Origin of the sequence: Muribaculum sp. An289, assembly GCF_002159555.1 — a bacterium.
Classification (GTDB): domain Bacteria; phylum Bacteroidota; class Bacteroidia; order Bacteroidales; family UBA932; genus Merdivivens; species Merdivivens faecigallinarum.
The window spans coordinates 171662-195258 of sequence record NZ_NFIV01000004.1; the positions used below are offsets into that span (position 1 = coordinate 171662).

Sequence of the window (23597 nt, forward strand, 5' to 3'; positions counted from 1 at the left end):
ATCAGTTGTTTTTAATTGCCCGTGAGGTGTTGGCCTCATCAAGCAGCCTTGTTACAAGATCTATCTGGGCCTGGTCGGATTCAAGGTTCTTACGGATGACTTTCCCGGCAATCTGAACCGAGAGCAGGGCTACCTGGCTCCGTATTTCCCTGAGTGCGCTTTCCTTTTCCGCATCTATCCTCGTCTTGGCCTCGTCAAGTATTTTGCGGGCTTCATCCTGTGCCTGCGTTTGGGCCATACGGATGATGTTGTCCCTTTCCTGTGCGGCTTCCTTCAATATCCTGTTCTGCTCTTCGCGCGCCTGTGCTATTATCCGTGCATGTTCCTGCTTTATCTGTCCGAGCTTGACTTCGGCTTCCTCGGCAAGGCGCAGCGAGTTGTCTATGTGGTCCCGGCGCTTTGCTATCATTTTGGTAATGACAGGGAAACCGAATTTCGCGAGTATGGCGAATACTACCGCGAAAATCAGAAGCATCCAGAATAGAAGTCCGCTGTCCGGTATAAGCAGAGACATTGTCTTAGTTTATGAAGAGTACCAACATGCAGACGATGACGGCGAACAGGGCCACACCTTCTATAAGGGCGGAAACGAGAATCATGCTCGAACGGATGTTGCTTGCCGCTTCCGGCTGGCGTGCTATGGATTCCATGGCCGAAGCACCGATTTTACCGATTCCGATTGCAGCACCGATTACAGCGATTCCGGCGCCTATTGCGGCTCCGAGTTTTCCCAATGCGGCACTTGCCGCCAATAATGTTGTAAGTAACATAACCTTAGTATTTTAAATCGTTTTACATTAATAATATCGTCAGTTTTTGTGTCCCTCGGCGTGCGGCCTTTCCTGTGCAAGACCGATGAATACCGCCGAAAGTATGGTGAATACGTATGCCTGTATGAAGGCTACAAGTATTTCGAAGCAATCCATGAAAATCCCGAAGCCTACGGACACCACCGTCATTGAGCCTCCGATGATTGCACCCATCTTTATGGTAATGAATATCATGGATACTATGCATAGTATCAGGGCGTGTCCGGCCATGATGTTGGCGAAAAGCCTAATCATCAGCGAGAGCGGTTTGGTAAACATTCCGAACATCTCTATCGGAATCAGTATCGGTTTTATCCACATCGGCGCTTCCGGCCAGAATATCTCCCTCCAGTAGTGTCCGTTTGTCGTCAGGTTGACGGCAAGGAAGGTGCAGAGGGCAAGCACGAAAGTCACGGCAATGTTTCCGGTGAGATTGGCCCCTCCCGGGAAAATCGGTATGATTCCCAGCAGGTTGTTTATGAGGATGAAGAAAAATGCCGTAAGAAGGTAAGGAGAATATCTCGCGTAGTTAGGTCCGACGGCATCCTTGATCACATCGTCGTTTATCATTTCGATTACCGGTTCCAGAAGGGCGGCCACTCCTTTCGGAGCCTCTTTGAGCACATCATGCTTTTTGTACCATCTTGCGCAGCACAGTATCAGGGTTACCAATAATGCGCTGCTTATGATTAACGACAGTACGTTTTTGGTTATGGATATGTCGAAAGGCCGTATTTCTTCACCGTCCGGCCCTCTTTCCACTATCTTGCCGTCGTATTTTTCGGATGTCGAAATGTAAAAACCTTCGTATTCGTGTCCGTGGGCTATTTTTGATGAAAGGAAGCAGTGCCATCCGCTTGTCTTGCTGTGGATGATTACAGGAAGGTAGATAGCTATGGACTTGCCGCCGATATCGGTGATATGCCATTCATACGAGTCGTTGATATGTCCGAAAATGATTCCCTGGACATCGACTTCCCCGTTTCCGCCTTCTTCGCTCCCGGCTTCCTGTGTTGCGGCGGTATCGGTTGCGGCCATATCCGCTGTTGCGGTCGTATCAGTCGCGGCAAAGGCCGGTGTCTGGGCCATTACGAAAACCGTTATGGCTGCTGCCGCCGACAATAATATGTTTTTTAAGCCCTGCTTCATCTTCATTCTGTGTTTTCCCGCGATTACTGCATTTCCGCACTTACCGAAACAATGTTGTCGCGGACCTCTACGAAACCCGATTTGATGTGCTGTACCGTTTCCTTCCCGTCGGCCGCCGTATAAAGGATGTCTCCTTCGGCAAGGGTTGAAATGATGGGCGCGTGTCCGTAAAGGACGGTGAACCGTCCGTTTTCTCCCGGTAACGTGACCCTTTGCACTTCTACGCCGGACAGAGCCTTTTCAGGCGATGACAAATTGAGGATTATGTTTTTGGTGCCCATTGAACCTTCGATTTGGAGGATTATTTCTTAACGGCCGCAAGTATGCTTTCGCCTTTCTTTATGGCATCTTCTATCGTTCCTACGTTCAGGAATGCCTGTTCAGGGAGATAGTCCACTTCTCCGTCGAGTATCATATTGAATCCCTTGATTGTATCTTCTATGGATACCATGACTCCCGGTACGCCGGTGAATTGTTCCGCTACGGCGAAAGGCTGGGAGAGGAACCTCTGTACGCGACGGGCCCTGTTTACCGTAATCTTGTCTTCTTCGGAAAGTTCGTCCATTCCGAGGATTGATATGATGTCCTGAAGTTCCTTGTTTTTCTGGAGAATCTGTTTTACCCTTTGTGCCGTATCGTAGTGTTCCTGTCCGACAATGTTAGGGTCGAGTATCCTCGAAGTGGATTCGAGAGGGTCGACGGCAGGATAGATGCCGAGCTCGGTAATCTTCCTGCTGAGCACAGTCGTTGCATCCAGATGGGTGAAGGTCGTGGCAGGGGCCGGGTCCGTAAGGTCGTCGGCAGGTACGTATACCGCCTGAACTGACGTGATGGAACCGTCCTTTGTTGAAGTAATCCTTTCCTGCATCTGTCCCATTTCGGTGGCAAGTGTCGGCTGATATCCGACGGCCGACGGCATACGTCCGAGAAGGGCGGAAACCTCCGAGCCGGCCTGGGTGAAACGGAAGATGTTGTCTATGAAGAAAAGTATGTCCTTAGGGCCGTCGTCGTTTTTGCTGTCCCTGAAGGATTCGGCGAGCGTAAGCCCTGAAAGGGCTACCGAAGAACGGGCTCCAGGCGGCTCGTTCATCTGGCCGAATACCATGGCAACCTGCGATTTCGGCAATTCATTATAATCGACTTTGGAAAGATCCCAGTGGCCTTCCTCCATGCTCTTCAGGAATTCGTCCCCGTATTTGATTACCCCTGATTCGATCATTTCCCTCAGCAGGTCGTTTCCTTCCCTCGTCCTTTCGCCGACACCTGCAAATACGGAAAATCCGTTGTGCCTTTTTGCTATATTGTTGATAAGTTCCTTGATCAGCACTGTTTTTCCTACGCCGGCACCGCCGAACAGTCCGATTTTTCCTCCCTTGAGATATGGCTCGAGAAGGTCGATTACCTTGATTCCGGTGAAGAGGATCTCTTCGGAGGTCTTCAGGTCTTCGAATTTAGGAGGTTCCCTGTGGATGGGCAGCGCTCCCTTGTCGTCGAGTCCGGAAAGTCCGTCTATCGTTTCGCCGACGACATTCATCACCCTTCCTCTTATCTGTGCTCCTACAGGCATGGAGATGGATTTGCCGAGTGTGACCACTTCCATATTGCGTTTCAACCCGTCGGTTGAATCCATTGCAATGGCGCGTACCGTGTTTTCTCCGATATGCTGCTGTACTTCGATTATCAGTTTTGTTCCGTTCTGCCGCGTAATCGACATGGCTTCATGAATGCCTGGCAACGGCATGGTGTCATCTTCTTTCCTGTGGAAGCATACGTCAATCACAGGGCCGATGATTTGAGAAATATATCCTATTTCCTGCATGTAGAAAGAAATTTTATTAAAGTCGCAAATATACAAAAAAATTCCCTATTGTATAAATTTTTTGCATCCGTTTGCAGCACTTTCCGTCCATCATGCATCTATTTCCTGTGTTCAATTGATTTTTATTTCAGTAAAACCGTTTTTGTTATGAAGAAGATTATCTTGTTTTTATCGGCTGTAGGCGTTCTGATGTTTTCGGCTACGGCGGCGCATGCACAGTTGTCGGTGGGCGCAGGTTATGATTATGCAAAATTTTCATTGCGCGACGGAGAGGGCGGTAAGGAGCCGAGCGATGCCCTCAATGGCTTTTATGTAGGTGTCGACTACAATGTCCGGATTTGGAAAGGGCTCGGTATAGCTCCCGGAGTCCAATACGAGTTTACCGACGGGACCGTCGACAAAGAATCCGGGATTAAATTCCAGGAACATTATCTGAATATTCCGATTGATATCAATTACTATTTCCGTCTCGGCAGCCTTTTCGGAATAGGGGTTTCGCTTACTCCGAGCTTCAATATAGGCCTGGCTTCGGAACTCAGGCAGCCGGGAGCGGGTTCCATGGACCTTTATGATATATGGAATGAAATCGGTCTGGGCGAAGCCGGCGAATCATTGGGTGTCGAGAATCCGTACGGCCGTTTCGATTTCATGCTCGGAGTCGGGCTCTCCGTGGATTTGTTCAAACACATACGTGTCAAGGCAAGGTATGATTTCGGTCTGGTCAACCGCGTGTCGGCCATCGGTGATCTGGACCCTGATTTGGCCGGAGCGGTCAAACTGAACCGTAACCGTCTCCAGGTAGGTGTCGCATACGTCTTCTGACACGGCTTATGACCGCTGGTCTTTTACACGAATAGGATTACGTTTTTACGCGAATAGGATTACTACACCTGCATTGCGGCCGCATCTGTCGGTTTTAGGGATATGCTCTGAATCGTATCTGCTGGAGTTGGAGAAGTCGCCCGCAATGCAGGTGTAGTCGGTTTCATGTCTTAAGTCTTATGGCTACGGATTTACAATCATCATATATTCGGCAGAGCCTTTGGCATTGGAGCCCAAGCCCCCTTTTAATCTGAATCTCAGTGTCCCCGTATAACTGCCTGAACCGTCTGTGGCGATGCCGTAGACATCGAAGATATACTGATCGAAGGTCTGTTCCACCTTTATATGCCGTGTCGTCTCGAAATCGCTGACGTGTGCTATGTTCTGGTAAAATCTGTTGTATATGTCGGAATCGAAATCTGCTCGTTTCAGCATTTTCCCGTCATGCGAAAGATACAGGTAGAGTTTCTCGCTCCTTCCGTTTACGGTCAACTGGTTCGTGCGGCACATTATGTTCAGTTCCGGTATGGTGGCCGTGATGTCGAATTCTTCTTTCCTGCCCGTGATTGTCTCGATGATTCCCTTGTAAGTTTCGTCAACCCCGAGCTTCAAGTCCTTGACGAGCACGGTTATCTTTTTGTCATTCGTTCCGGCAGGGTCGTATTCCAGTCTGACAAGATTGTTTTCGGCAACCCTGACATCCCCGTCGTTGTCTTCAGAAATATCCATGTCGAGACTCCAGGCTGAGCCGGATATCGTAAGCCGTTTTCCGTTGTCTGCCTTAAATGGGATATCGCATTCAATACCGAGCAATACCTCGCAGTCCGAGACAGTCACATCGTCTTCTTCGGTACTCAATACCGTGACGTTTATCATCCCGTATGCATCCGGATTTTCCGATATTGCCGTCAGTGTGGTCTTTCCCGGTTTCCCGGAATACAGTTTCCCGCCGGCGTACCTTACAATGCTTTCATCTCCGCTTGCATACGTGACCCCGGTATATTCCTGTGCCGGTATTCCGTAAGTCATTTCGCTGTTTTCTACCATGTATATGTCGCTACCCATTTCAAAGACGGCATCGCTGACGGTGACCCTCCATGAATCTTCGTAGATGCCTTCCGGAGTGACGGAAAAATTGATGTTGTATTTTTTATTGCGTTCTATGTCGAAATCGAGGAGAATCCTGTATTTTATGTTCCCGCTTATAATTCCGGTGCTGTTTGTGATGCGTCCGTAAAATTCGATGTATGACAGATTGTCCGGGCCGGGGATTCCGGCATCCTGGACGGTGGGTGTCACAGGAGCGCCTGTCCCGTAATTCATGTTTTCGAGCATGAACATCCTTATGCTTCCTCCGTCGGCGAATATTTCTATGTCGCTTTCCGTCCCCCGGTCACCTTCGCCGTAGGAAACAGGCTTGTTGTCTGCAAAAGGGGAAATCTCCAGAGGCGCGTTTATAATCTTGACGGAATCGGGTATGATGCCCAGCCCTTCGGAGGCGGTGTAATTCATGTTGATTTCCGCCACAAGGCGTTTCACGAAAACTGTAAAGCTTTTGCCGGCTTCCGTGTCTATCGTGGTATTTCCCGACATGGGCAGGAAACCGTATCTGTCCACCGTCTCCTTCCATGTACCGATTTTATGGACATAATTTTCCATGTCCGTCATATCGGCAGGCGCAGTATCGGGTTTCCCCATGTTCACGATTGCGAATATTTTATATTGGGAGTTCCTCCTCAGTTCGAGCTTGCATGGCTCTGTTCCCGTATAGTTCTCAATGTAACATGATGTATGGTACATCCCGCTGCCGAGGTCGTATGCATATACGGCCACATTCCCTATCCCGTTTTCATCGATGCAGAATATGTCGGAAAGTACGCCTTTCGTTTTCATGAAATCGAATTCACGGAGGTCTTCTTCGATTTTGAAATAAAAGGTCTGGCCGTCTTCCGTCCTGTCAATCTCTTTGACACAGCCTGTCAGGGAAAAGGCACAGGCAATCATGCAGAAAATGATATGGTAAAAATATGACTTGCCGTCGTTAATCGTTTTCATCTCTTAATGCTTTTATGTGATTGAATCGGTCTTGTTTCCGTCCTTGCCCCTTTACGGATGTCGCAGGAGGCGGATATCCGTAAAGAGCCGTGACGGATTGTTTCTTAAAAGGTTTCGCCTCTAAATGGTTTCGTCCATGTTGCTTCCTTCCTCCCAACCGCATACGCTTACGGTAAAGCCGCAGGTTTCACCTTCGGTTTTCTCCCATGGGTGTTTTGTCCCCGGTTTAGTAATCGTAAGGTTTTCTATTTTATACGTATGGTTCGCCTTTATCTCTCCGAAAGTGATAGGGTAGTAGCAGGTCTCCCCGTTCAAGGACGCTTCGACAACCAGTCTGGTAAAACGCGGGCACCATGCGTATTCGTATGAATCCTCCGGAGTGTCATTGGGATATACATAATAATAGCATTCCTGCCTGTAACCGTTTTTATAGGGGATAGGGTGGTTTATGTCGCTGTCGCATAACATCGCCTTTATGATTTCCGGCTCCCCGTTCCATTCCCCGTTCATATTGTACCATACCGAGGGCGCATTTCCGCCGGCCAGATAGGATACGCCGGACACGTTGGATACGAAGATTCGCCTGATTTCCAGATTCATTGCCTGGAATACCGGGTCGGCCATGTCGTTTATGATATTTTCCAATGAAATTTTGGAAACGTTCCTTTTGATTTCAACGGCGATGTCGTTGCCGGATTTCTCCAGTGTGAAATCTTTTTCGCCGTACATTACAAGATTGTTTTTCGAATTGGCTTCCAAAGGGATTGAGGACTTCCTTACGGAAACGAGGCTGCATCCGCTTTCAGGAATATCGTATCCGGTATTGACGACGGCGGCCACGGTGTAGTCACCCCCGTAAAGTTCTGTTTCGGCGGACGTACCCTCAGGCCTTACGGAGGTTACATATTCGCCGGCCTCGTCGAAAATGATGAAAAGTGCCTTGTTGATGGCATTTTCATCGGTATTGCCAGTCAGTCTGGTCTCCGCATTCGTGAGACTGAAACTTACGGTATACCTTTTCCCGGTATCCGGTTCATGCCGCTTTTCTTCACAACCTTGCATGATCAGTCCTGCGGCGAGGAGTGTAAATAATAATCTTTTCATTTTCAATAAAGTTTAAATTAATAAATAAACAGGCCATGCCGGAAAGCCACAAATCCTCCCGCACATCCTCTTCTGCCTATGCTCCCCTCCAAATTTTATAAGCAGCCGAGGGTCCATCCATGTTTCCGGCATGGCCGTAGGGTGATAATCCAAAGGGGCAACGGGGCGTTTTATCGACGTAGTTTCAGTAGTATTAATAGAAGAAGCTTCCCCGAATGAGGCGTATGAGAAACGCTTCCCGTTGTCCCTCCCGTTTTCTGTAACGAAAGGCCCCGGCGGCACTGTTCTGCCCCTTGCCGCCGGAGCCGACACAATAACTGAAATTAACAATAATATCATGAAAGTCTTGCACATGTCCGTATCTCGCATTTTTGTCCGTCGCTGCAAAACTATGTGAAAAGAAAAAGAAAAATATTCAAAAAAAGATAATCTTTAAAAGTTTTGCTTATCTTGCAAATCAATACGAAATCCGAGTTTATTTATGAGTTTTTTTAGCTTTTTAAGGACTTCCGGGGATAAAATTTTCCCTTATTTTGAAAAACAGGCAAGCTGTTTCGTTTCCGCTGCCGGACATCTTGCCGATCTTGTCAGGGTAAACGATATTTCGGAACGCCGGAATCATTACAGGAATATCAAATTGTGCGAAACCCAGGGTGATGCGGTAATCACTACCCTCTATGAGGAGATGGTCGAAATCAAGAGCACCCCTTTCGACAGGGCGGACGTACAGGCCCTGGAGGCCATGCTGGACGATTTCCTCGATATGATAAATGACAGTGCTAAGAGGATAATCATCTATCTTCCGAAGAGGATAGACTCCCAGATCATAGAACTCGCGGATTATATAAAGGAAGATGCGGTAGTGCTCGAATCGCTTCTGGCCCAATTGAAATTTTTAGGCAAAAGGCCGATGCAGGTGTTGCAGCAGTGCGAAAGGATAACCCAGATAGAGCATGCGAGCGACGATGTTTTCGGAGAATACATGACTTTCCTTTTCGAAAATGAGAAGGATGCCATCGAACTGGTCAAATACAAGAACATCGTCGAGGCCTTCGAGGATACCACCGACTGTGCCAAGGAGGTCTCCGGCCTGATAAGGAAAATAGCGATGGAAAAATAGAAAAATAATATGGTATCAATAATCTGAAAATGAAGGGGACGGCCACTGGAAAGCCGTCCCCTTTAATTTATGTCCGGTCGTGCCGGTCGATTGTCAGAGCCTTGCTTGTCGGAGCTCTGCTTGTCAAGTCCCTTATCCGAGGAAACCGAGCAGGATTCCGGCTGCGACTGCGCTGCCTATCACTCCGGCCACGTTAGGGCCCATGGCATGCATCAGCAGGAAGTTCCTCTTGTCGTATTTCAGACCTTCGAGATTGGATATCCTTGCGGAATCCGGAACTGCCGATACGCCTGCGTTACCGATGAGAGGGTTGATTTTGTTGCCTGGCTTCAGGAAGAGGTTCATGAATTTCACGAACATTACTCCTCCGAATGTCGCTATGGCAAAAGACAGGAATCCTAAGACGAATATCAGAATCGAACTCGGCTGCAGGAATTTGTCCGCCTGTGTTGAGCAACCAACGGTAAGGCCTATCAATATGGTAACGACATCGATCAGCGGTCCGCGTGCGGTTTCAGCGAGTCTTCTCGTGACTCCCGATTCCTTAAGCAGATTGCCGAAGAAAAGCATGCCGAGCAAAGGCAGGCCGGAAGGTACTATGAACGCCGTAAGCAGGAAGCCGGCTATCGGGAAAAGTATCTTTTCACGCTGCGATACGATACGCGGTGCAGGCATCCTTATGAGGCGTTCCTTCTTGGTGGTACACAGTCTCATGATAGGAGGCTGTATCACCGGTACCAAGGCCATGTACGAATATGCTGAGACCGCGATGGCTCCCATAAGGTCCGGTGCCAGTTTCGACGAGAGGAAGATGGCAGTAGGGCCGTCCGCTCCGCCGATGATACCGATTGCTCCGGCTTCGTTAGGTGCGAAACCCATGGCGAGCGCGATGGCGTATGCTCCGAATATGCCGAGCTGCGCCGCCGCACCGATAAGCATAAGTTTAGGATTCGCTATCAATGCCGAGAAATCGGTCATTGCTCCGATTCCGAGGAAAATCAGAGGAGGATACCATCCCTTCTGCACTCCCTGGTAAAGTATGTTCAGGACGGAACCGTCTTCATATATGCCGACGTTCAGTCCGGGAAACAGAGGAATGTTTCCCACAATCATACCGAAACCGATAGGAACGAGCAACAGCGGTTCCCATTCCCTCTTGATGGCTATGTAAATGAATGCCAACCCGACGATTATCATGGCGATATGTCCCCAGGTGGCATTCGCAAATCCTGTAAACTTTAAAAATTCACCTATGTTCTCTAATACGGTATTCATTATCCGATTACAACTATAGTTGCACCTTCAAGCACTGAATCGCCCTTGGATACGCATACGGCTGTAACGGTACCGTTGCATGGAGACTCTATCGCATTTTCCATCTTCATCGCTTCGAGCAAAGCTACCTGCTGGCCGATTTTGACAGTGTCGCCGACCTTGACATTGACATCGAGGATGACACCTGGAAGCGGGGAGGTTACGTTTTCACCTTTGCCGCTTGCTGCCGGAGCCGGTGCCGCCTGTGGTGCAGGTGCTGGAGCCGGAGCTGCTGCCGGAGCCGGTGCCGCCTGTGCGGCAGGTGCTGGAGCTGGAGCTGCTTCTTTTTCCATTTCGACTGAATATGCGGCCCCGTTAACGGTGACATTTGCCATTGTTCCTTCAACGCTGTTTATAACTACCTTATAATCGGAACCATTGATTTTGAACTTATACTCTTTCATTGTAATTTCTGATTTAAAATGTTATTGTTAATTTTTTTATTTTGTCGGTTTGTGGAGCTGCATGTCTCTCTTGTCGCTCCAGAATGTCATGCGTGGTTTGATCGTAATAACGAAACTTTCCTGATCATGGACGTATGAATTGAGGTGCAGGTGCAGAGCCAACGCTATGGCCGCCTCCGTTTCTGCCCCGAATTCCTTTTCGATAGCCATGGCTATGGCTGCGGCCACTTCATCGTTGCCACCCTTGGCGGAAACCTTGGGATGGCTGTTGTGTACCGCCGCCGTCTTCTCTTTGTTTTTTCCTGTTTTCATATATTTTACAGACAATTTTCCTATGAGTTTGAAAATAAGGAAAAGAACTATCAATGAGGTAAATACCACGCTCATCGATGTCAGGGATATGATCCATCCGTGAGGGTCGGTCCTGGCCATTATCTGGCTTTTCGTCTCGGCCTCGGGGTCTCCGTTCTGGGAATTCGGGGACGGCGACGGCAGCAGTTCGAATTCTGTATCGTCTATCGTCCCTTCGATATGTACCCTTCCGTAAGACTGGTCTGTTCCGAGAGCGGCCGGAATAACCACCTGGTCGATGACGGTACGTCCGTCGTTGCTCACAAGGTAAAGCGTATCCCCTGGTTCTATTTTAAAATTGGTATAGAATGTCCCTTGGTCCCCGTTCCCGGAAGCATAGAACACGACAACCTGCCGCGGGGCGATTTTCGTGTTGATGTCCCCGGAAGGAATCAAGTATTTTTTCATATTCCGTGTGTCGTTGGACAGGTAGCAACCGCCGATGTCGACTGTTCCGTAAGAACTGTTGAGCAACTCTATCCACCCGTTACGGTTTCCGAAACCATCAACGAGGCTTGTTTCGTTTTTCACCAGAACCTCGTTGATGAGCATTTCGTTTACGTTCTGGGCGGACAGCGCGGTGCTGGCTGCCAGGGCGCACAAAACTATCAGACTCCTGATTTTATTCATTTTACGGACAACTTGTTATTATAGAGGCAGATTGTCGTGTTTCTTGGCAGGATTGCTCTGTCTCTTCGTAGCGAGTTGTTCGAGAGCCCTGATCACGCGGAAACGTGTATTGCGCGGTTCGATGACATCATCGATGTAACCGTAGCTTGCGGCCTTGTAAGGGTTGCAGAACAGGTCGTTGTATTCCTGTTTCTTTTCTTCGGCAACCTTGGCCTGCTCGGCAGGATCCTCGATTTCCTTGATTTCCTTTGAGTACAATACGGCTACGGCTCCGTCGGCACCCATCACTGCGATGTTTGCTGAAGGCCATGCGTAGTTGATATCGCCACGTAACTGCTTGCAGCTCATGACTATATGTGAGCCTCCGTATGATTTGCGCAAAGTGACCGTAACCTTAGGAACGGTAGCCTCTCCGTAAGCATAGAGGAGTTTTGCCCCATGGACAATGATTCCGCCGTATTCCTGCTGGGTTCCGCAAAGGAAGCCAGGGACGTCCACCAATGTTACCAGAGGAATGTTGAAAGCATCGCAGAACCTTACGAAACGTGCGGCCTTGCGCGATGCGTTGATATCAAGTACTCCGGCGAGTATCTTAGGCTGGTTGGCCACGATGCCGACAGAACGTCCGTTCATGTGTGCGAAACCGATGATGATGTTCTTTGCGTAGTTCCTGTGTACTTCGAGGAACTTGCCGTCATCTACGATTCTCGCTATGACTTCGTACATGTCGTAAGGCTTGTTCGGATTGTCCGGAATGATTTCGTTCAGATAGTCGTCAACCCTGTTTATAGGATCCTCAGTAGGCACTACAGGGGCCTCTTCGAGGTTGTTCTGAGGGATGAAGCTGAGGATGTCCTTGATAAGCTGGATTCCTTCCTGCTCCGTATCTACTGCGAAGTGGGCGACACCGCTCTTCGTGGAGTGTACGCTTGCACCGCCGAGCTGCTCCTGGGTCACGGTTTCTCCGGTAACGCTTTTCACTACGGCCGGACCGGTGAGGAACATGTAACTTGCATCACGAACCATTATGTTGAAGTCGGTCAGGGCAGGGGAGTAGACGGCTCCTCCGGCGCAAGGACCGAAAATGCCCGATATCTGTGGAACCACTCCTGAAGCGAGAATGTTCCTCTGGAATATTTCGGAATAACCTGCGAGTGCGTTGACACCTTCCTGGATACGTGCTCCGCCGGAATCATTGATGCCGATGACAGGAGCGCCTACTTTCATGGCCATATCCATTACCTTGCATATTTTCTGTGCCATGGTCTCGGAAAGCGAACCTCCGATTACGGTAAAATCCTGTGCGAATACGTATACGAGCCTTCCGTCGATTGTTCCGCATCCTGTTACGACACCGTCACCGTCGAATTGGGTCTTTTCCATTCCGAAGTTGGTGCAGCGGTGGCGTACGAACATGTCGTATTCTTCAAAACTTCCTTCGTCGAGCAGAAGGTTTATTCTCTCGCGGGCGGTAAGTTTTCCTTTGGCATGCTGGGAGTCGATTCTCTTCTGGCCTCCGCCCATGCGAGCTTTCGCCCTACGCTCTACAAGAGCTTTGATTTGTTCCTGTTGTATACTCATTATTCTATACTTAATAAAAATTGTTATTTCTCATTAGGGTTTTCGCATATTTCCGTAAGTACGCCCATTGTAGATTTAGGGTGGAGGAATGCGATATTGAGGCCTTCGGCACCTTTGCGAGGAGCGCTGTCGATGAGTTTGACTCCTTTTGCAGCGGCTTCGTCGAGGCAGGCCTGCACGTTTTTCGTGGCGAATGCTATATGATGTACACCCTCTCCTCTCTTTTCGATGAATTTGGCGATTGTCCCTTCAGGAGAAGTGCTTTCGAGGAGCTCGATTTTAGTCTGTCCGATTTTGAAGAACGCGGTCTTTACCTTCTGGTCCGCAACTTCTTCGATGTTGTAACATTTCAGGCCCAATACCTGCTCATAGTAAGGGATAGCCGTCTCCAAGGATTTTACGGCTATGCCGATGTGTTCAATGTGACTCAGTTCCATTGTTTATAAAATTTAAAAATTGTACAATTTTCCAATGAATTTAAAATATACGCGCGCAAAAATACTAATAATTTTTATAAAAGTCCGCAATGTGGGGCGTAATTGAACAAAAAAAAGGCCAGCCCGTGCGGACTGCCCTTTTATCCTGTCGCTTATGCCTTGAAGGCCGTGTTTTAAGCCATATTGGTATAAACATTCTGTACGTCGTCGTCGTTTTCTATCTTTTCGATGAGTTTTTCGACTTCTTCCTTGGCTTCAGGGGAAAGTTCTTTCAGATCCCCGTTAGGAATGCGCTCGAAAGCTCCGGAGACCAGCTGGTAACCGTTTTCCTCGATATATTTCTGGAGTGTCCCGAATGCGGTATAGTCTCCGTATATCACAATCGTTTCCTGTCCGCTTTCCTCGTCAGTTTCCTTGAAGACCTCTTCGCCTCCGAAGTCTATGAGCTCAAGTTCGAGCTCGTCCATGTCCACCGGCTTGTCGCTTTTGATTCTGAACACGCACTTGTGGTCGAACATGAACGCCACGCTTCCCGAAGTCCCGAGCGAGCCTCCGAATTTGTTGAAGTAGCTGCGCACGTTTGCCACGGTCCTGTTTATGTTGTCGGTCGCCGTTTCGACGAGAATAGCTATGCCGTGAGGGCCGTAGCCTTCGTATACGACTTCCTTATAGTCTCCGGCATCCTTTTCGATAGCACGCTTGATGGCCCTGTCGATATTCTCCTTCGGCATGTTTTCCGACTTCGCCGTCTGAATCAGGGTACGCAGTCTCGGGTTGCCGTCAGGATCAGTGCCGCCTGCCTTTGCAGCTATGGTTATCTCTTTTCCAAGTCTCGTGAAAACGCGGGCCATGTTGCCCCAGCGCTTGAATTTTCTTTCTTTTCTGAATTCAAAAGCTCTTCCCATACAATTACAGAATTATTTTTTTACTTCTATGCGGGATATGTATTTGTCTATGTCGTATCCTTCGGATGACTGAGGGTAGTTGTCCTTTATGTTCTGATAGCATTCGAGGGCCTTGGCATAGTTTCCGAGTTCCTCGTATGCCACTCCTGCCTTGAGGAGGTATTTAGCCGCAAACATGTTGTCGGCTGTGCCGGCTGCCTTTTCAAAGTATGTCACTGCTGTTGCATAGTCGCCCAGCCCTACGTATGAGTCGCCTATGCATGCCAGTGCCCTTGCCTTGAGGATAGGTTCCTTGCCCTTGTATTTTTCAAGATATGATATGGCATTGCTGTAATTGCCCAGCTCCAGCTCGCAGATTCCTGCATACAGGTATACGGCCTTTCCGCCTTTTGCCCCGTAGTTGTCTATGATTTGGGCGAAACCGAGAATGTTTCCGTCTCCGTTCAGCGCCAGCTCGTAGTTCCCGTTACGGAACATCTGCTCGGCAGGGAAGGTCTGCTGCATGGCTTCGGCTTTCTTCGGAGCGCTTATGAATCTGTTGTAACCGACATAAGCGGCTACGATTAGGATTATGGCTATAAGCAATCCGTAAAGCAGGCCCTTGTTGTTTCTGATGAAAGTTTCGGTCTTCGAGACAGCGGTAACTATGGCCTCCGCCTCTTCCTTGTTGGTCTTTTTAGTCTCTTTTGTCATGTCACTGTCTTTTTTGCAGGCTGCAAATTTACGATATTTTGTCCAATTCCAAATTTTTTATGGTAAAAAAAGTATCTTTGCACAGTTTTTTATAAAGCGTATGCCGGTTCTGGAAAAAATCATAATAAAGGATTTTAAGAATATCGCCGCCCAGGAAGTCTCCCTGTCGCGCGGCGTGAACTGCATTACCGGCGACAACGGTGCGGGCAAGACAAACCTGCTCGATGCCGTCTACTATCTTTCCATGACGAAAAGCGCGTTCAGCCAGTCGGACAGATACAATTCGGCCAACGGGTGCGGAGAGTTCTCGTTAAGCGGACTGTACCTTTTCGAAAACGGGACGGAAAACCGCTATTCGGTGAATGTGCGCAAGGGACAGAAAACGGTAAGGGTGAACGGGAAGAATTACGAACGCCTCTCCGAACATATAGGAGTGCTGCCGATTGTGATGGTTTCGCCATACGACACCTCGCTGGTGAACGAGTCCGGTGAGGAAAGGAGGCGGTTCATGAACATTCTGCTTTCACAGCTCGACAGGGAATACCTCCGTGCCATGCAGAATTACAACCGGCTCATGATGCAGCGCAACTCCCTCCTGAAGTCCCCTTCCGCCGATATACCGCTGTTGTCGGTGCTCGACTCGAAGATAGCCTCTCCGGCAGCCTATATTTACGGTAAAAGGAAAGATTTTTCAGACAGGATTCTTCCGCAGGTGCGGAAATTCTATGCAGAAGTTTCGGGCGCGGATCCGGACATAGGCATTGTCTACCGTTCCGACCTTGAAAACACCGGTATGGAGGAGCTTCTGTCGGCCTCACGGGAAAAGGACATCGCGGCTGGCTATACATTGAAAGGCGTACACAGGGACGAACTGGACTTCTACGTAGGGGACCTTCCTCTGAGGAAATGCGGCTCCCAGGGGCAGCAGAAGTCATTTACGGTAGCCCTCAAATTCGCCCAGTATTCGATGATGCGGGATGTCTACGGCTTCCCTCCGCTGATGCTTCTCGACGACCTTTTCGACAAACTCGACCCAGGCAGGGTCACGAACCTTCTGAGGATTGTTTCCGGAGAAGGCTTCGGACAGATATTCCTGACGGATTGCAACAAGTCCCGTGTGCATGATATAATGGACTCGCTTTCAGGGAACAAAGCCTGTTATGAGGCAAAAGCGGGAACCTTTACCCTTTTGGAAAAACAATGATATGCAGCGCAAGGAACCGGAAAGATTGGAATTTATTATCAGGCGGGCGCTCAAAGGCTCGTTTTTGGAGGAAGGCATCACGCGGGTCCATGTGTACGAGGCCTTCGACAAAGTGAGCGGCCTGTCGGGATATGTGCTCAGGAAAACTTACGAAAAAGGTGTCCTGACCTGCTACATGGGCTCGTCGGTCGCAAGGGAAATGGCCCTGTCCTCGAAGGAAGACATTCTGAAAAAAATCAGGGAAGAGTTGGGGGAGAATCTTGTTAAGGAAATAATATTCAGATGAAAATAATAGTAGACGACGAGATACCTTATATTAAAGGTGTGCTCGAACCTTATGCCGATGTGGAATATATTCCGGGAAACCTGATTGTCCGGGAAAGCCTTTCCGGGGCAGATGCGCTTCTGGTAAGGACATGGACCGTTTGCGATGAAAAACTGTTGTCCGGCTCCGGCGTAAGGTTCGTGGCGACTGCGACCGCCGGCATCAACCATATAGATACGGAATGGTGCAGGCGCAACGGGATAATCACGGCAAATGCTCCCGGATGCAATGCCATGGGTGTGGTACAGTATCTTTTCACCTCGCTTTTCCATGTAGCCGAAAGAAAGGGCATCGTGCTGAAAGGGAAAAAATTGGGGATAATCGGAGCCGGGAACATAGGCGGCCGGGCGGCCGCCCTTGCCGGAAGATTCGGCATGGTACCTGTCGTATGCGACCCTCCCAGGGCTGCTGCCGAAGGTCCGGAAGGCTTTTGCAGTCTGGACGAATTGCTCGGGGTTTCCGACATTGTGACCCTGCATGTGCCGCTTTACAAGGGCACGTATAAGATGGCCGATGCGAATTTTTTTAGTAAAATCCCGAAAAATGCTATCTTTGTGAACGCATCGAGGGGGGATGTCGTCGATGAGGACGCCCTTTTGGCGGTGAGGGACAGGCTTTCCGCGCTGATATTGGATGTGTGGCATGATGAACCCCGCGTGTCGGAAAAACTCATTGCCTCCGCGGATGTCTCGACCCCGCATATTGCGGGCTATACGCTTGCCGGAAAGCTGAATGCCACGGCGGCGGTGGTCCGTGCTTTTGCCCGTTTCGCATCGATTCCGCAACTGGAGGGTTTTTATCCTGTCGGGAATTTCGCGGCGGACGACGTTTCAAGGCACCTCGATATTTCCGGCAGCCAGGAGGAAATTGCACGGAGGCTGTCGGATATTTTCCCGGTGGAAGCCGAAAGTTCACTGTTGAAAGGCTCTCCGGGCGAATTTGGAAGATTGAGAAGTGAATACCGATATAGAGCAGAATTTTATGTTTGACAAGAGAGATACCGATTTGATGGCCTCGAAGGGCATAAGCCCGGAAATGGCTGAAAAACAGCTCGAAGCTTTCAGGAAAGGTTTTCCGAAGATGGACATCGTGGCTCCGGCCACGCCCGAACGGGGTATAAAAATCCTTTCCGGAGATGAAATAGAACGCTCCCTTGAAATGTATGCCGGAGCGCATATTGCGGGCAAGCGCAAGTTCGTGCCTGCTTCCGGGGCGGCATCGCGCATGTTCAGGGATTTGTTCGACGGGCTCGGCAGGCTTCGCAGGGGGGAGGATTTGCCCGAAGACTCCCCGGCAGCCGTTTTCGTGTCAAAAATAGAGCGTTTCGCTTTTTACGAGCCTCGGATTTTCCCGCCGAAGGCCGACGGCGAATCCGGCAACGACTATATGGCCAGGATTCTGGAAACGGTGCTCTATTCCTGTGGAGGTTCCGGACTTGACTATGGTTCCAAGCCAAAAGGGGTGCTGAAGTTCCACCGGTATATGGACGGGGCCCGTACCCCGCTTGAAGAGCATCTGGTCGAAGCCCAGGATTATATGCGGAACGATGACGGTACGGCCAATCTTACTGTTACCATATCTCCGGAGCATGAAAGGCTGTTCAGGGAACTTTACGCCTCGGTGAAGGAAAAATACGAGGAGAAATACTGCTGCCGTTACAATGTGGATTTCGTTTTCCAGGAGCCTTTCACCGATACCATTGCGGCAGGGACGGACGGCATGCCTTTCCGTACGGACGAAGGCACGCTGCTTTTCAGGCCGGGCGGACACGGGGCGCTCATATACAACCTTAATCGTATAGAAGACGAATTCGTATCCATAAAGAACATAGACAACGTCGCCATCGAGCGTTTCCTTCCCCAGACTTCCCTGTATAAGAAGGTGCTGCTCGGGCAGCTTGTGTCGGTAAGGGACAGGATACACGGATATCTCAGGGAACTGGACGAAAAAGGGCAGGACGCGCCTTTGCAGGAGATGGTCTCTTTCTTTGCCGACAGCCTCTGCACCGAAATCCCTGAAAGTCTCTCAGGAGAAGACCGCGCCGCGTATCTCCGCAGGAAACTCGACCGTCCTATCCGCGTGTGCGGCATGGTGAGGAACCAGGGAGAGCCGGGAGGCGGCCCCTTCATAATTAGGGAAAAGGACGGCTCTACTTCACTGCAAATCCTTGAAAACGACCAGATAGACAAGGGCAATCCGGATGCCGTGGCGAAACTTGCGGCAAGCACCCATTTCAACCCTGTCGATCTGGCATGCTGTATCAGGAATTACAAGGGCGAAAAATTCGACCTTCTGAAATACGTGGACAACGATGCGGCCTTCATAAGCCGCAAGAGTTATCAGGGAAGGGACCTGATGGCTCTGGAGCTGCCGGGGTTATGGAACGGCTCCATGAGCGACTGGAATACGGTTTTCGTAGAGGTTCCGCTCATTACTTTCAATCCGGTGAAGGTGGCCGTGGATTTGCTGCGCCTCGAACATTTGGGATGATTGCCCGGACATTTGGAATGATATGAAAAGACTGCTGATATATCTGTCGTGCCTTTCGGCCGTGGTTTTCATGACATTTTCGTGCATGTCCTACATGGATGTGACGGATGGCGGACGGTATGGCTGCATAGCCGTGTCCGGTATGGTGGTCGGCAAGTCGGCTGACGGCGGACAGGTTCCCGTAGAGGGCCTGAAAGTCACCGTGGACTACGGTTCCGGAGAGATATTTACCGTCTATACGTCGCCGGACGGGGTCTATATGTCCGAATTCTATACCTCGGCCTATTCTTCCGGGCGCCTGATAAAGGTCACTGTCACGGATGAGGACGGCATGGAAAACGGTTTTTATGCTTCGGCCGAAAAGAGCATAAACCACAGTTCCTCTTCAGGTTTCGTGGGCGGGGACGGTTCCGGTTTTGTCGGGACGAAATTGTATGTATTGGATTTCCTTCTCGAAATTTCGGGAAGATAGGATAATTTTTATAAATAATTGAACGGTAGGTTATGTTTGAAAATTTAGTCGATAGGCTGGAACGCTCCTTCAAAATATTGAAAGGCGAGGGGAAAATTACGGAAGTGAATGTTGCGGAAACCCTCAAGGACATAAGGAGGGCGCTGCTGGATGCCGATGTCAGCTATAAGATAGCCAAGGGCTTCTGCGATGATGTCAAGAGCAAGGCTCTGGGAATGAATGTGCTTACGGCCGTGAAGCCGGAGCAGATGATGGTGAAGATAGTCCATGACGAATTGGCGGCCCTGATGGGAAGCGAATCGTCCGATATCAATATAAAGGGCAATCCGGGAATCGTGCTCGTGGCCGGCCTTCAGGGTTCGGGTAAGACCACATTCTGCGGTAAGCTGGCCCTTAACTGCAAGTCCAAGCGCGGGGTAAGGCCTCTTCTCGTGGCCTGCGACGTTTACCGTCCGGCGGCAATCGACCAGCTGAAGGTGCTCGGCGAGCAGATAGGCGTGACGGTTTACAGCGAAGAAGGGGTGAAGGATCCGGTCGGGATAGCTTCCCGCGGAGTCGAATTTGCCAGGAAGGAAGGCTGTCAGCTCGTGATTGTCGATACGGCAGGCCGTCTGTCGGTGGACGAGGAGATGATGGACGAGATTTCGGCCCTCAAGGACAGCCTGAAACCTTCGGAGACCCTGTTCGTAGTCGATGCCATGACCGGGCAGGATGCAGTCGAGACGGCGAAGGCATTCAATGACAGGATAGATTATGACGGGGTCGTCCTTACCAAGATGGACGGCGATACGAGGGGCGGTGCCGCCCTGTCGATAAAGGCGGTCGTCGGCAAACCTATAAAGTTCGTCTCGTCGGGAGAGAAGATGGAGGCCCTCGAAATCTTTTATCCTAAGAGGATTGCGGATAGAATCCTCGGCATGGGCGATGTCGTCACCCTTGTGGAAAAGGCCCAGGAACAGTTCGATGAGGAACAGGCAAGGAAGCTCACCAAGAAACTTGCGAAGAACCAGTATACGCTTACCGATTTTTACGACCAGATCCAGCAAATCAAGAAGATGGGCAACATAAAGGATCTCGCTTCGATGATTCCGGGAGTAGGGAAGGCCTTGCGCAATGTGGACATAGACAACGATTCGTTCAAAGGAGTCGAGGCGATAATACAGTCCATGACCCCTTATGAAAGGGAAAATCCGGATGCCATAAACGGAAGCCGCAGAAAACGCATCTCCGAGGGCAGCGGCCGTCCGATGGCGGAAGTGAACCGTCTTCTGAAGCAGTTCGAGGATACCCGCAAGGTCATGAAGAACATGGTCGGCGGCGGAATGAAGAAAATGGCAAAGGCCGCTTACCGCAGAAGATAAACGGCCTTATTCCTCTCCTTCGTGCAGCAGTCCGGGGCGGAGCAGGCGAGTCCGCTCCACTGCCTTTTCATACTGCCAGTCCTTTATTTTTTTCGGGTCTCCGCACAGCAGGATGTCAGGGACCTTCCACCCGTTGAAGTCCGCGGGGCGGGTGTATACCGGTGGGGAGAGCAGCCCGTCCTGGAACGAGTCGCTCAGTGCGGACTGTTCGTCGCCGAGCGCCCCCGGAATCAGCCTGACAATCGAATCGACGAGCAGGGCGGCCGGCAGTTCTCCTCCGCTCACCACATAGTCGCCGCAGGAAATCTCCCTTGTCATGAGGTAGTCCCTTATCCTCTGGTCCACCCCTTTGTAGTGTCCGCAGAGGATGATGATGTTTTCCTTGCAGGAAAGTTCGTTGCAGATGCCCTGGTTCATGATTTCCCCGTCGGGGCTCATGTATATTATCTCGTCGTATTTTCTTTGGGATGAAAGTTCCTCTATCATTCTGAATACCGGCTCCACCATCATGACCATTCCGGCATCGCCTCCGAAACTGTAGTCGTCGACCTGCCTGTATCTTCCCTTTCCGTATTTTCTCAGATTGTGGACATATATTTCCACAATACCTTTTTTCTGTGCCCTTCCGACGATGGAACAGTTCAGCGGACTGTCCAGCAATTCGGGAACAACGCTCAATATGTCTATTCTCATGCTTTTTATTTCAAAACCGTGGCAAAGTTATGAAAATTAGAGTATATTTGCATTTTGTTTGATAATTATTCACTTTAAAACTATGAGCGAAGATATTGTTACCATCAACGACGTGCAGCCTGAAGCGAAGAATGAGAAGGAGTATGTCGATTTTTCGGAAAAATCCCTTTCGGAAATCCTGGATATTTTCTCGGGAATGCTTGAAGCGGAGGATCATCATGATTTGTATAAGAATGCAGAGCATCTGAAAGCTGCGTTTTATAAGAACCTAAAGAAAGAAAGGGCAGCCGTGAGGGCGTCCGCGACCGATGATGGCGAATCTTCATCCGACTCGGAGGCTCCGGTATCCGAAGAGCCCCGCGACATACCTTTCAGCGGGGAGGAGCAGCGTTTTAAGGAAATGTATTCGAAATATAAGATAGAGCGTGCCGAATACAATGCCCGCAATGAGCGGCAGATGGAGGAAAATCTGGTCACGAAGCTCGGAATCATAGACGAAATCAAGGCCCTGATAGAGAAAGGCGATGTAAGCCACGGCTTTTCGGAGTTCAGGGCGTTGCAGCAGAAATGGCGCGAGACCGGGCCTATCCCTAATTCCCGTTACAAGGATGTTTATGAAACCTACCAGCATACGGTGGAGATGTTCTATGACCTTGTCAGCATAGACAGGGATTTGAGGGACATCGATTTCAAGAAGAACCTCGAAGTCAAGACAAGGTTCTGCGAGATGGCGGAAAAACTTGCCGAAAACAAGAATGTTGTCGAGGCGTTCAGGACTTTGCAGAAGCTCCACGAGGAGTGGAAGGAGTTCGGGCCGGTGGCGAAGGAATACCGCGATTCGATATGGGAGAGGTTCAAGGCTGCCACTTCTGTCATAAACAAAAAATACCAGGCTTATTTCGAGGAGCAGAAGGCCCGTTTCAAGGCCAATCTCGAAACCAAGACGGCCCTTTGCGAAAAAGCCGAGGAGATAGCAGGGAAGGCAATCGAGTCCGCGAAGGAATGGAGCAGGAATGCCGAAGAAATAGTATCGTTGCAGGAGCAGTGGAAAAAGGCCGGTGCCGTAGCAAGGAAAGACAGCCAGAAGATTTACGACAGGTTCCGTGCGGCATGCAACAGTTTCTATGACCGCCGTAAGGCATATTTCGACAGCTTCAAGGACGAGATGCAGGAAAATCTCAGGAAGAAGATTGCGATATGCGAGCAGGCCGAGGCGCTTATGGACAGCGAAGACTGGAAGAAGACGACCGAAGCGTTCATAGAGCTTCAGAAGCAATGGAAGGAAATAGGTCCGGTTTCGAGGAAGAAGTCCGAGCAGCTGTGGAAACGTTTCCGCGCCGCATGCGACAAGTTTTTCGAAAACCGCAACAGTAATTCCGACGACCCTTCCGTAGGGCTTTATCTGAATCTCAAGTCGAAGAGGGCCCTGCTTAAGGAAATAGAGGCCTTCGTGCCGTCCGGCAATGAGGAAGAAGACGTGAAGGCGATGAGGGATTTTGCCGAAAGATGGAATTCGATAGGCTATGTGCCTATTAAGGAAAAGGCGAAATTGTCCGCTGCATACAAGGCCGCCCTCGAAGACAAGTTCCCGTTTGCGGAAAAGGAACTCAGGTCGATGAGGCAGCAGTCGCGCAAGCCTGCCGCCCGTCCTATGTCCGAAAAGGAAAGGCTTATCTCGATATACAATAAGAAAGAGGCCGAACTCGCGACATACGAGAACAACATAGGTTTCCTTTCCCAGTCGTCCGGCGCCCTCATGAAGCATCTTCAGGATCAGATAGAGGCTTCCAAGGCCGAACTCGCCAAGCTGGAGGCACAGATTAAGGAGTTGGAAAAGACTGAGAATACGGAGGAGTAGC

Annotated in this window: 24 protein-coding genes; 9 read left to right on the top strand and 15 right to left on the bottom strand. The window is 49.9% G+C overall.

Going from position 1 to position 23597, the window contains the following annotated elements; all coding sequences use genetic code 11:
• Position 1 precedes the first annotated feature (1 nt).
• The 5 genes from atpF to atpD all read right to left on the bottom strand — a co-directional run bounded on the left by atpF (position 2) and on the right by atpD (position 3777).
• On the bottom strand, positions 2-514 hold the full coding sequence (atpF, locus tag B5F83_RS04705) for a F0F1 ATP synthase subunit B (RefSeq protein ID WP_087277207.1): 513 nt from the start codon (positions 512-514) through the stop codon (positions 2-4).
• Between the two features lie 4 nt (positions 515-518).
• Positions 519-770 carry an ATP synthase F0 subunit C gene (gene atpE / locus B5F83_RS04710; RefSeq protein WP_087277210.1) on the bottom strand — a complete coding sequence of 84 codons (252 nt, stop codon included), beginning with the start codon at positions 768-770 and terminating at the stop codon, positions 519-521.
• 39 nt (positions 771-809) lie between these two features.
• Positions 810-1847: a F0F1 ATP synthase subunit A gene (gene atpB / locus B5F83_RS04715; RefSeq protein ID WP_239383826.1), complete on the bottom strand. Its 1038-nt coding sequence runs from the start codon at positions 1845-1847 to the stop codon at positions 810-812.
• Positions 1848-1981: 134 nt separating this feature from the next.
• Positions 1982-2239, bottom strand: a complete 258-nt coding sequence (locus tag B5F83_RS04720; protein WP_087277212.1) for a hypothetical protein — start codon at positions 2237-2239, stop codon at positions 1982-1984.
• Positions 2240-2259: 20 nt separating this feature from the next.
• Positions 2260-3777, bottom strand: a complete 1518-nt coding sequence (gene atpD / locus B5F83_RS04725) for a F0F1 ATP synthase subunit beta (RefSeq protein WP_087277215.1) — start codon at positions 3775-3777, stop codon at positions 2260-2262.
• A 147-nt stretch (positions 3778-3924) separates the two neighbouring features.
• On the opposite strand from atpD, the gene B5F83_RS04730 reads away from it, so the two are divergent.
• The gene (locus B5F83_RS04730) at positions 3925-4599 is read left to right on the top strand and encodes an outer membrane beta-barrel protein (protein WP_158094156.1); all 675 of its coding nucleotides are present in this window, start codon (positions 3925-3927) and stop codon (positions 4597-4599) included.
• Between the two features lie 183 nt (positions 4600-4782).
• Here the strand turns inward: B5F83_RS04730 and B5F83_RS04735 are convergent, their stop codons facing one another.
• Both B5F83_RS04735 and B5F83_RS04740 read right to left on the bottom strand, forming a co-directional pair.
• The gene (locus B5F83_RS04735; protein WP_087277217.1) at positions 4783-6654 is read right to left on the bottom strand and encodes a DUF4906 domain-containing protein; all 1872 of its coding nucleotides are present in this window, start codon (positions 6652-6654) and stop codon (positions 4783-4785) included.
• A 120-nt stretch (positions 6655-6774) separates the two neighbouring features.
• Positions 6775-7758, bottom strand: a complete 984-nt coding sequence (locus B5F83_RS04740) for a hypothetical protein (protein ID WP_143822460.1) — start codon at positions 7756-7758, stop codon at positions 6775-6777.
• 481 nt (positions 7759-8239) lie between these two features.
• Here B5F83_RS04740 and B5F83_RS04750 point away from each other — a divergent pair, with 481 nt between their 5' ends.
• A complete protein-coding gene (locus B5F83_RS04750; RefSeq protein WP_087325257.1) occupies positions 8240-8878 on the top strand; it encodes a DUF47 family protein in 639 nt (212 codons plus the stop codon).
• A 132-nt stretch (positions 8879-9010) separates the two neighbouring features.
• Here the strand turns inward: B5F83_RS04750 and B5F83_RS04755 are convergent, their stop codons facing one another.
• The 7 genes from B5F83_RS04755 to B5F83_RS04785 all read right to left on the bottom strand — a co-directional run bounded on the left by B5F83_RS04755 (position 9011) and on the right by B5F83_RS04785 (position 15193).
• On the bottom strand, positions 9011-10153 hold the full coding sequence (locus tag B5F83_RS04755) for a sodium ion-translocating decarboxylase subunit beta (protein WP_087277229.1): 1143 nt from the start codon (positions 10151-10153) through the stop codon (positions 9011-9013).
• Positions 10153-10596, bottom strand: a complete 444-nt coding sequence (locus B5F83_RS04760) for a biotin/lipoyl-containing protein (RefSeq protein ID WP_087277232.1) — start codon at positions 10594-10596, stop codon at positions 10153-10155. The genes B5F83_RS04755 and B5F83_RS04760 overlap by 1 nt, the downstream gene beginning before the upstream one ends.
• A gap of 36 nt (positions 10597-10632) precedes the next feature.
• Positions 10633-11577 carry an OadG family transporter subunit gene (locus tag B5F83_RS04765; RefSeq protein WP_087277235.1) on the bottom strand — a complete coding sequence of 315 codons (945 nt, stop codon included), beginning with the start codon at positions 11575-11577 and terminating at the stop codon, positions 10633-10635.
• Between the two features lie 18 nt (positions 11578-11595).
• Positions 11596-13158 carry an acyl-CoA carboxylase subunit beta gene (locus tag B5F83_RS04770; RefSeq protein WP_087277238.1) on the bottom strand — a complete coding sequence of 521 codons (1563 nt, stop codon included), beginning with the start codon at positions 13156-13158 and terminating at the stop codon, positions 11596-11598.
• Between the two features lie 23 nt (positions 13159-13181).
• Positions 13182-13595: a methylmalonyl-CoA epimerase gene (gene mce / locus B5F83_RS04775; protein WP_087277241.1), complete on the bottom strand. Its 414-nt coding sequence runs from the start codon at positions 13593-13595 to the stop codon at positions 13182-13184.
• A 173-nt stretch (positions 13596-13768) separates the two neighbouring features.
• Positions 13769-14500 (bottom strand): YebC/PmpR family DNA-binding transcriptional regulator, encoded by a 732-nt coding sequence (locus tag B5F83_RS04780; RefSeq protein WP_087277244.1) that lies wholly within the window; start codon positions 14498-14500, stop codon positions 13769-13771.
• Positions 14501-14512: 12 nt separating this feature from the next.
• Complete coding sequence (locus B5F83_RS04785; RefSeq protein ID WP_087277247.1) at positions 14513-15193, bottom strand: tetratricopeptide repeat protein; 681 nt, start codon at positions 15191-15193, stop codon at positions 14513-14515.
• A gap of 100 nt (positions 15194-15293) precedes the next feature.
• Between B5F83_RS04785 and recF the strand changes: the two genes are divergently transcribed.
• Genes recF through ffh form a run of 6 tightly spaced genes read left to right on the top strand, consistent with a single transcriptional unit; the run spans position 15294 to position 21045 of the window.
• Entirely contained in the window at positions 15294-16397 is a 1104-nt protein-coding gene (gene recF, locus B5F83_RS04790) for a DNA replication and repair protein RecF (RefSeq protein WP_158094157.1), read from the top strand.
• A gap of 1 nt (position 16398) precedes the next feature.
• On the top strand, positions 16399-16683 hold the full coding sequence (locus B5F83_RS04795) for a DciA family protein (protein WP_087277253.1): 285 nt from the start codon (positions 16399-16401) through the stop codon (positions 16681-16683).
• Positions 16680-17711 carry a 4-phosphoerythronate dehydrogenase gene (locus tag B5F83_RS04800; protein WP_087277256.1) on the top strand — a complete coding sequence of 344 codons (1032 nt, stop codon included), beginning with the start codon at positions 16680-16682 and terminating at the stop codon, positions 17709-17711. The genes B5F83_RS04795 and B5F83_RS04800 overlap by 4 nt, the downstream gene beginning before the upstream one ends.
• The gene (locus tag B5F83_RS04805) at positions 17704-19212 is read left to right on the top strand and encodes a DUF4301 family protein (protein ID WP_087277259.1); all 1509 of its coding nucleotides are present in this window, start codon (positions 17704-17706) and stop codon (positions 19210-19212) included. Before B5F83_RS04800 ends, B5F83_RS04805 begins: the two co-directional genes overlap by 8 nt.
• A gap of 22 nt (positions 19213-19234) precedes the next feature.
• Positions 19235-19684 carry a radical SAM-associated putative lipoprotein gene (locus B5F83_RS04810; protein WP_087277262.1) on the top strand — a complete coding sequence of 150 codons (450 nt, stop codon included), beginning with the start codon at positions 19235-19237 and terminating at the stop codon, positions 19682-19684.
• Positions 19685-19716: 32 nt separating this feature from the next.
• Positions 19717-21045: a signal recognition particle protein gene (gene ffh, locus B5F83_RS04815; protein ID WP_087277265.1), complete on the top strand. Its 1329-nt coding sequence runs from the start codon at positions 19717-19719 to the stop codon at positions 21043-21045.
• 6 nt (positions 21046-21051) lie between these two features.
• On the opposite strand, the gene trmD is transcribed toward ffh, so the two are convergent.
• A complete protein-coding gene (gene trmD, locus B5F83_RS04820) occupies positions 21052-21738 on the bottom strand; it encodes a tRNA (guanosine(37)-N1)-methyltransferase TrmD (protein ID WP_087277268.1) in 687 nt (228 codons plus the stop codon).
• 82 nt (positions 21739-21820) lie between these two features.
• Here trmD and B5F83_RS04825 point away from each other — a divergent pair, with 82 nt between their 5' ends.
• Positions 21821-23596, top strand: a complete 1776-nt coding sequence (locus B5F83_RS04825; RefSeq protein ID WP_087277271.1) for a DUF349 domain-containing protein — start codon at positions 21821-21823, stop codon at positions 23594-23596.
• The last annotated feature ends 1 nt before the right edge of the window (position 23597 follow it).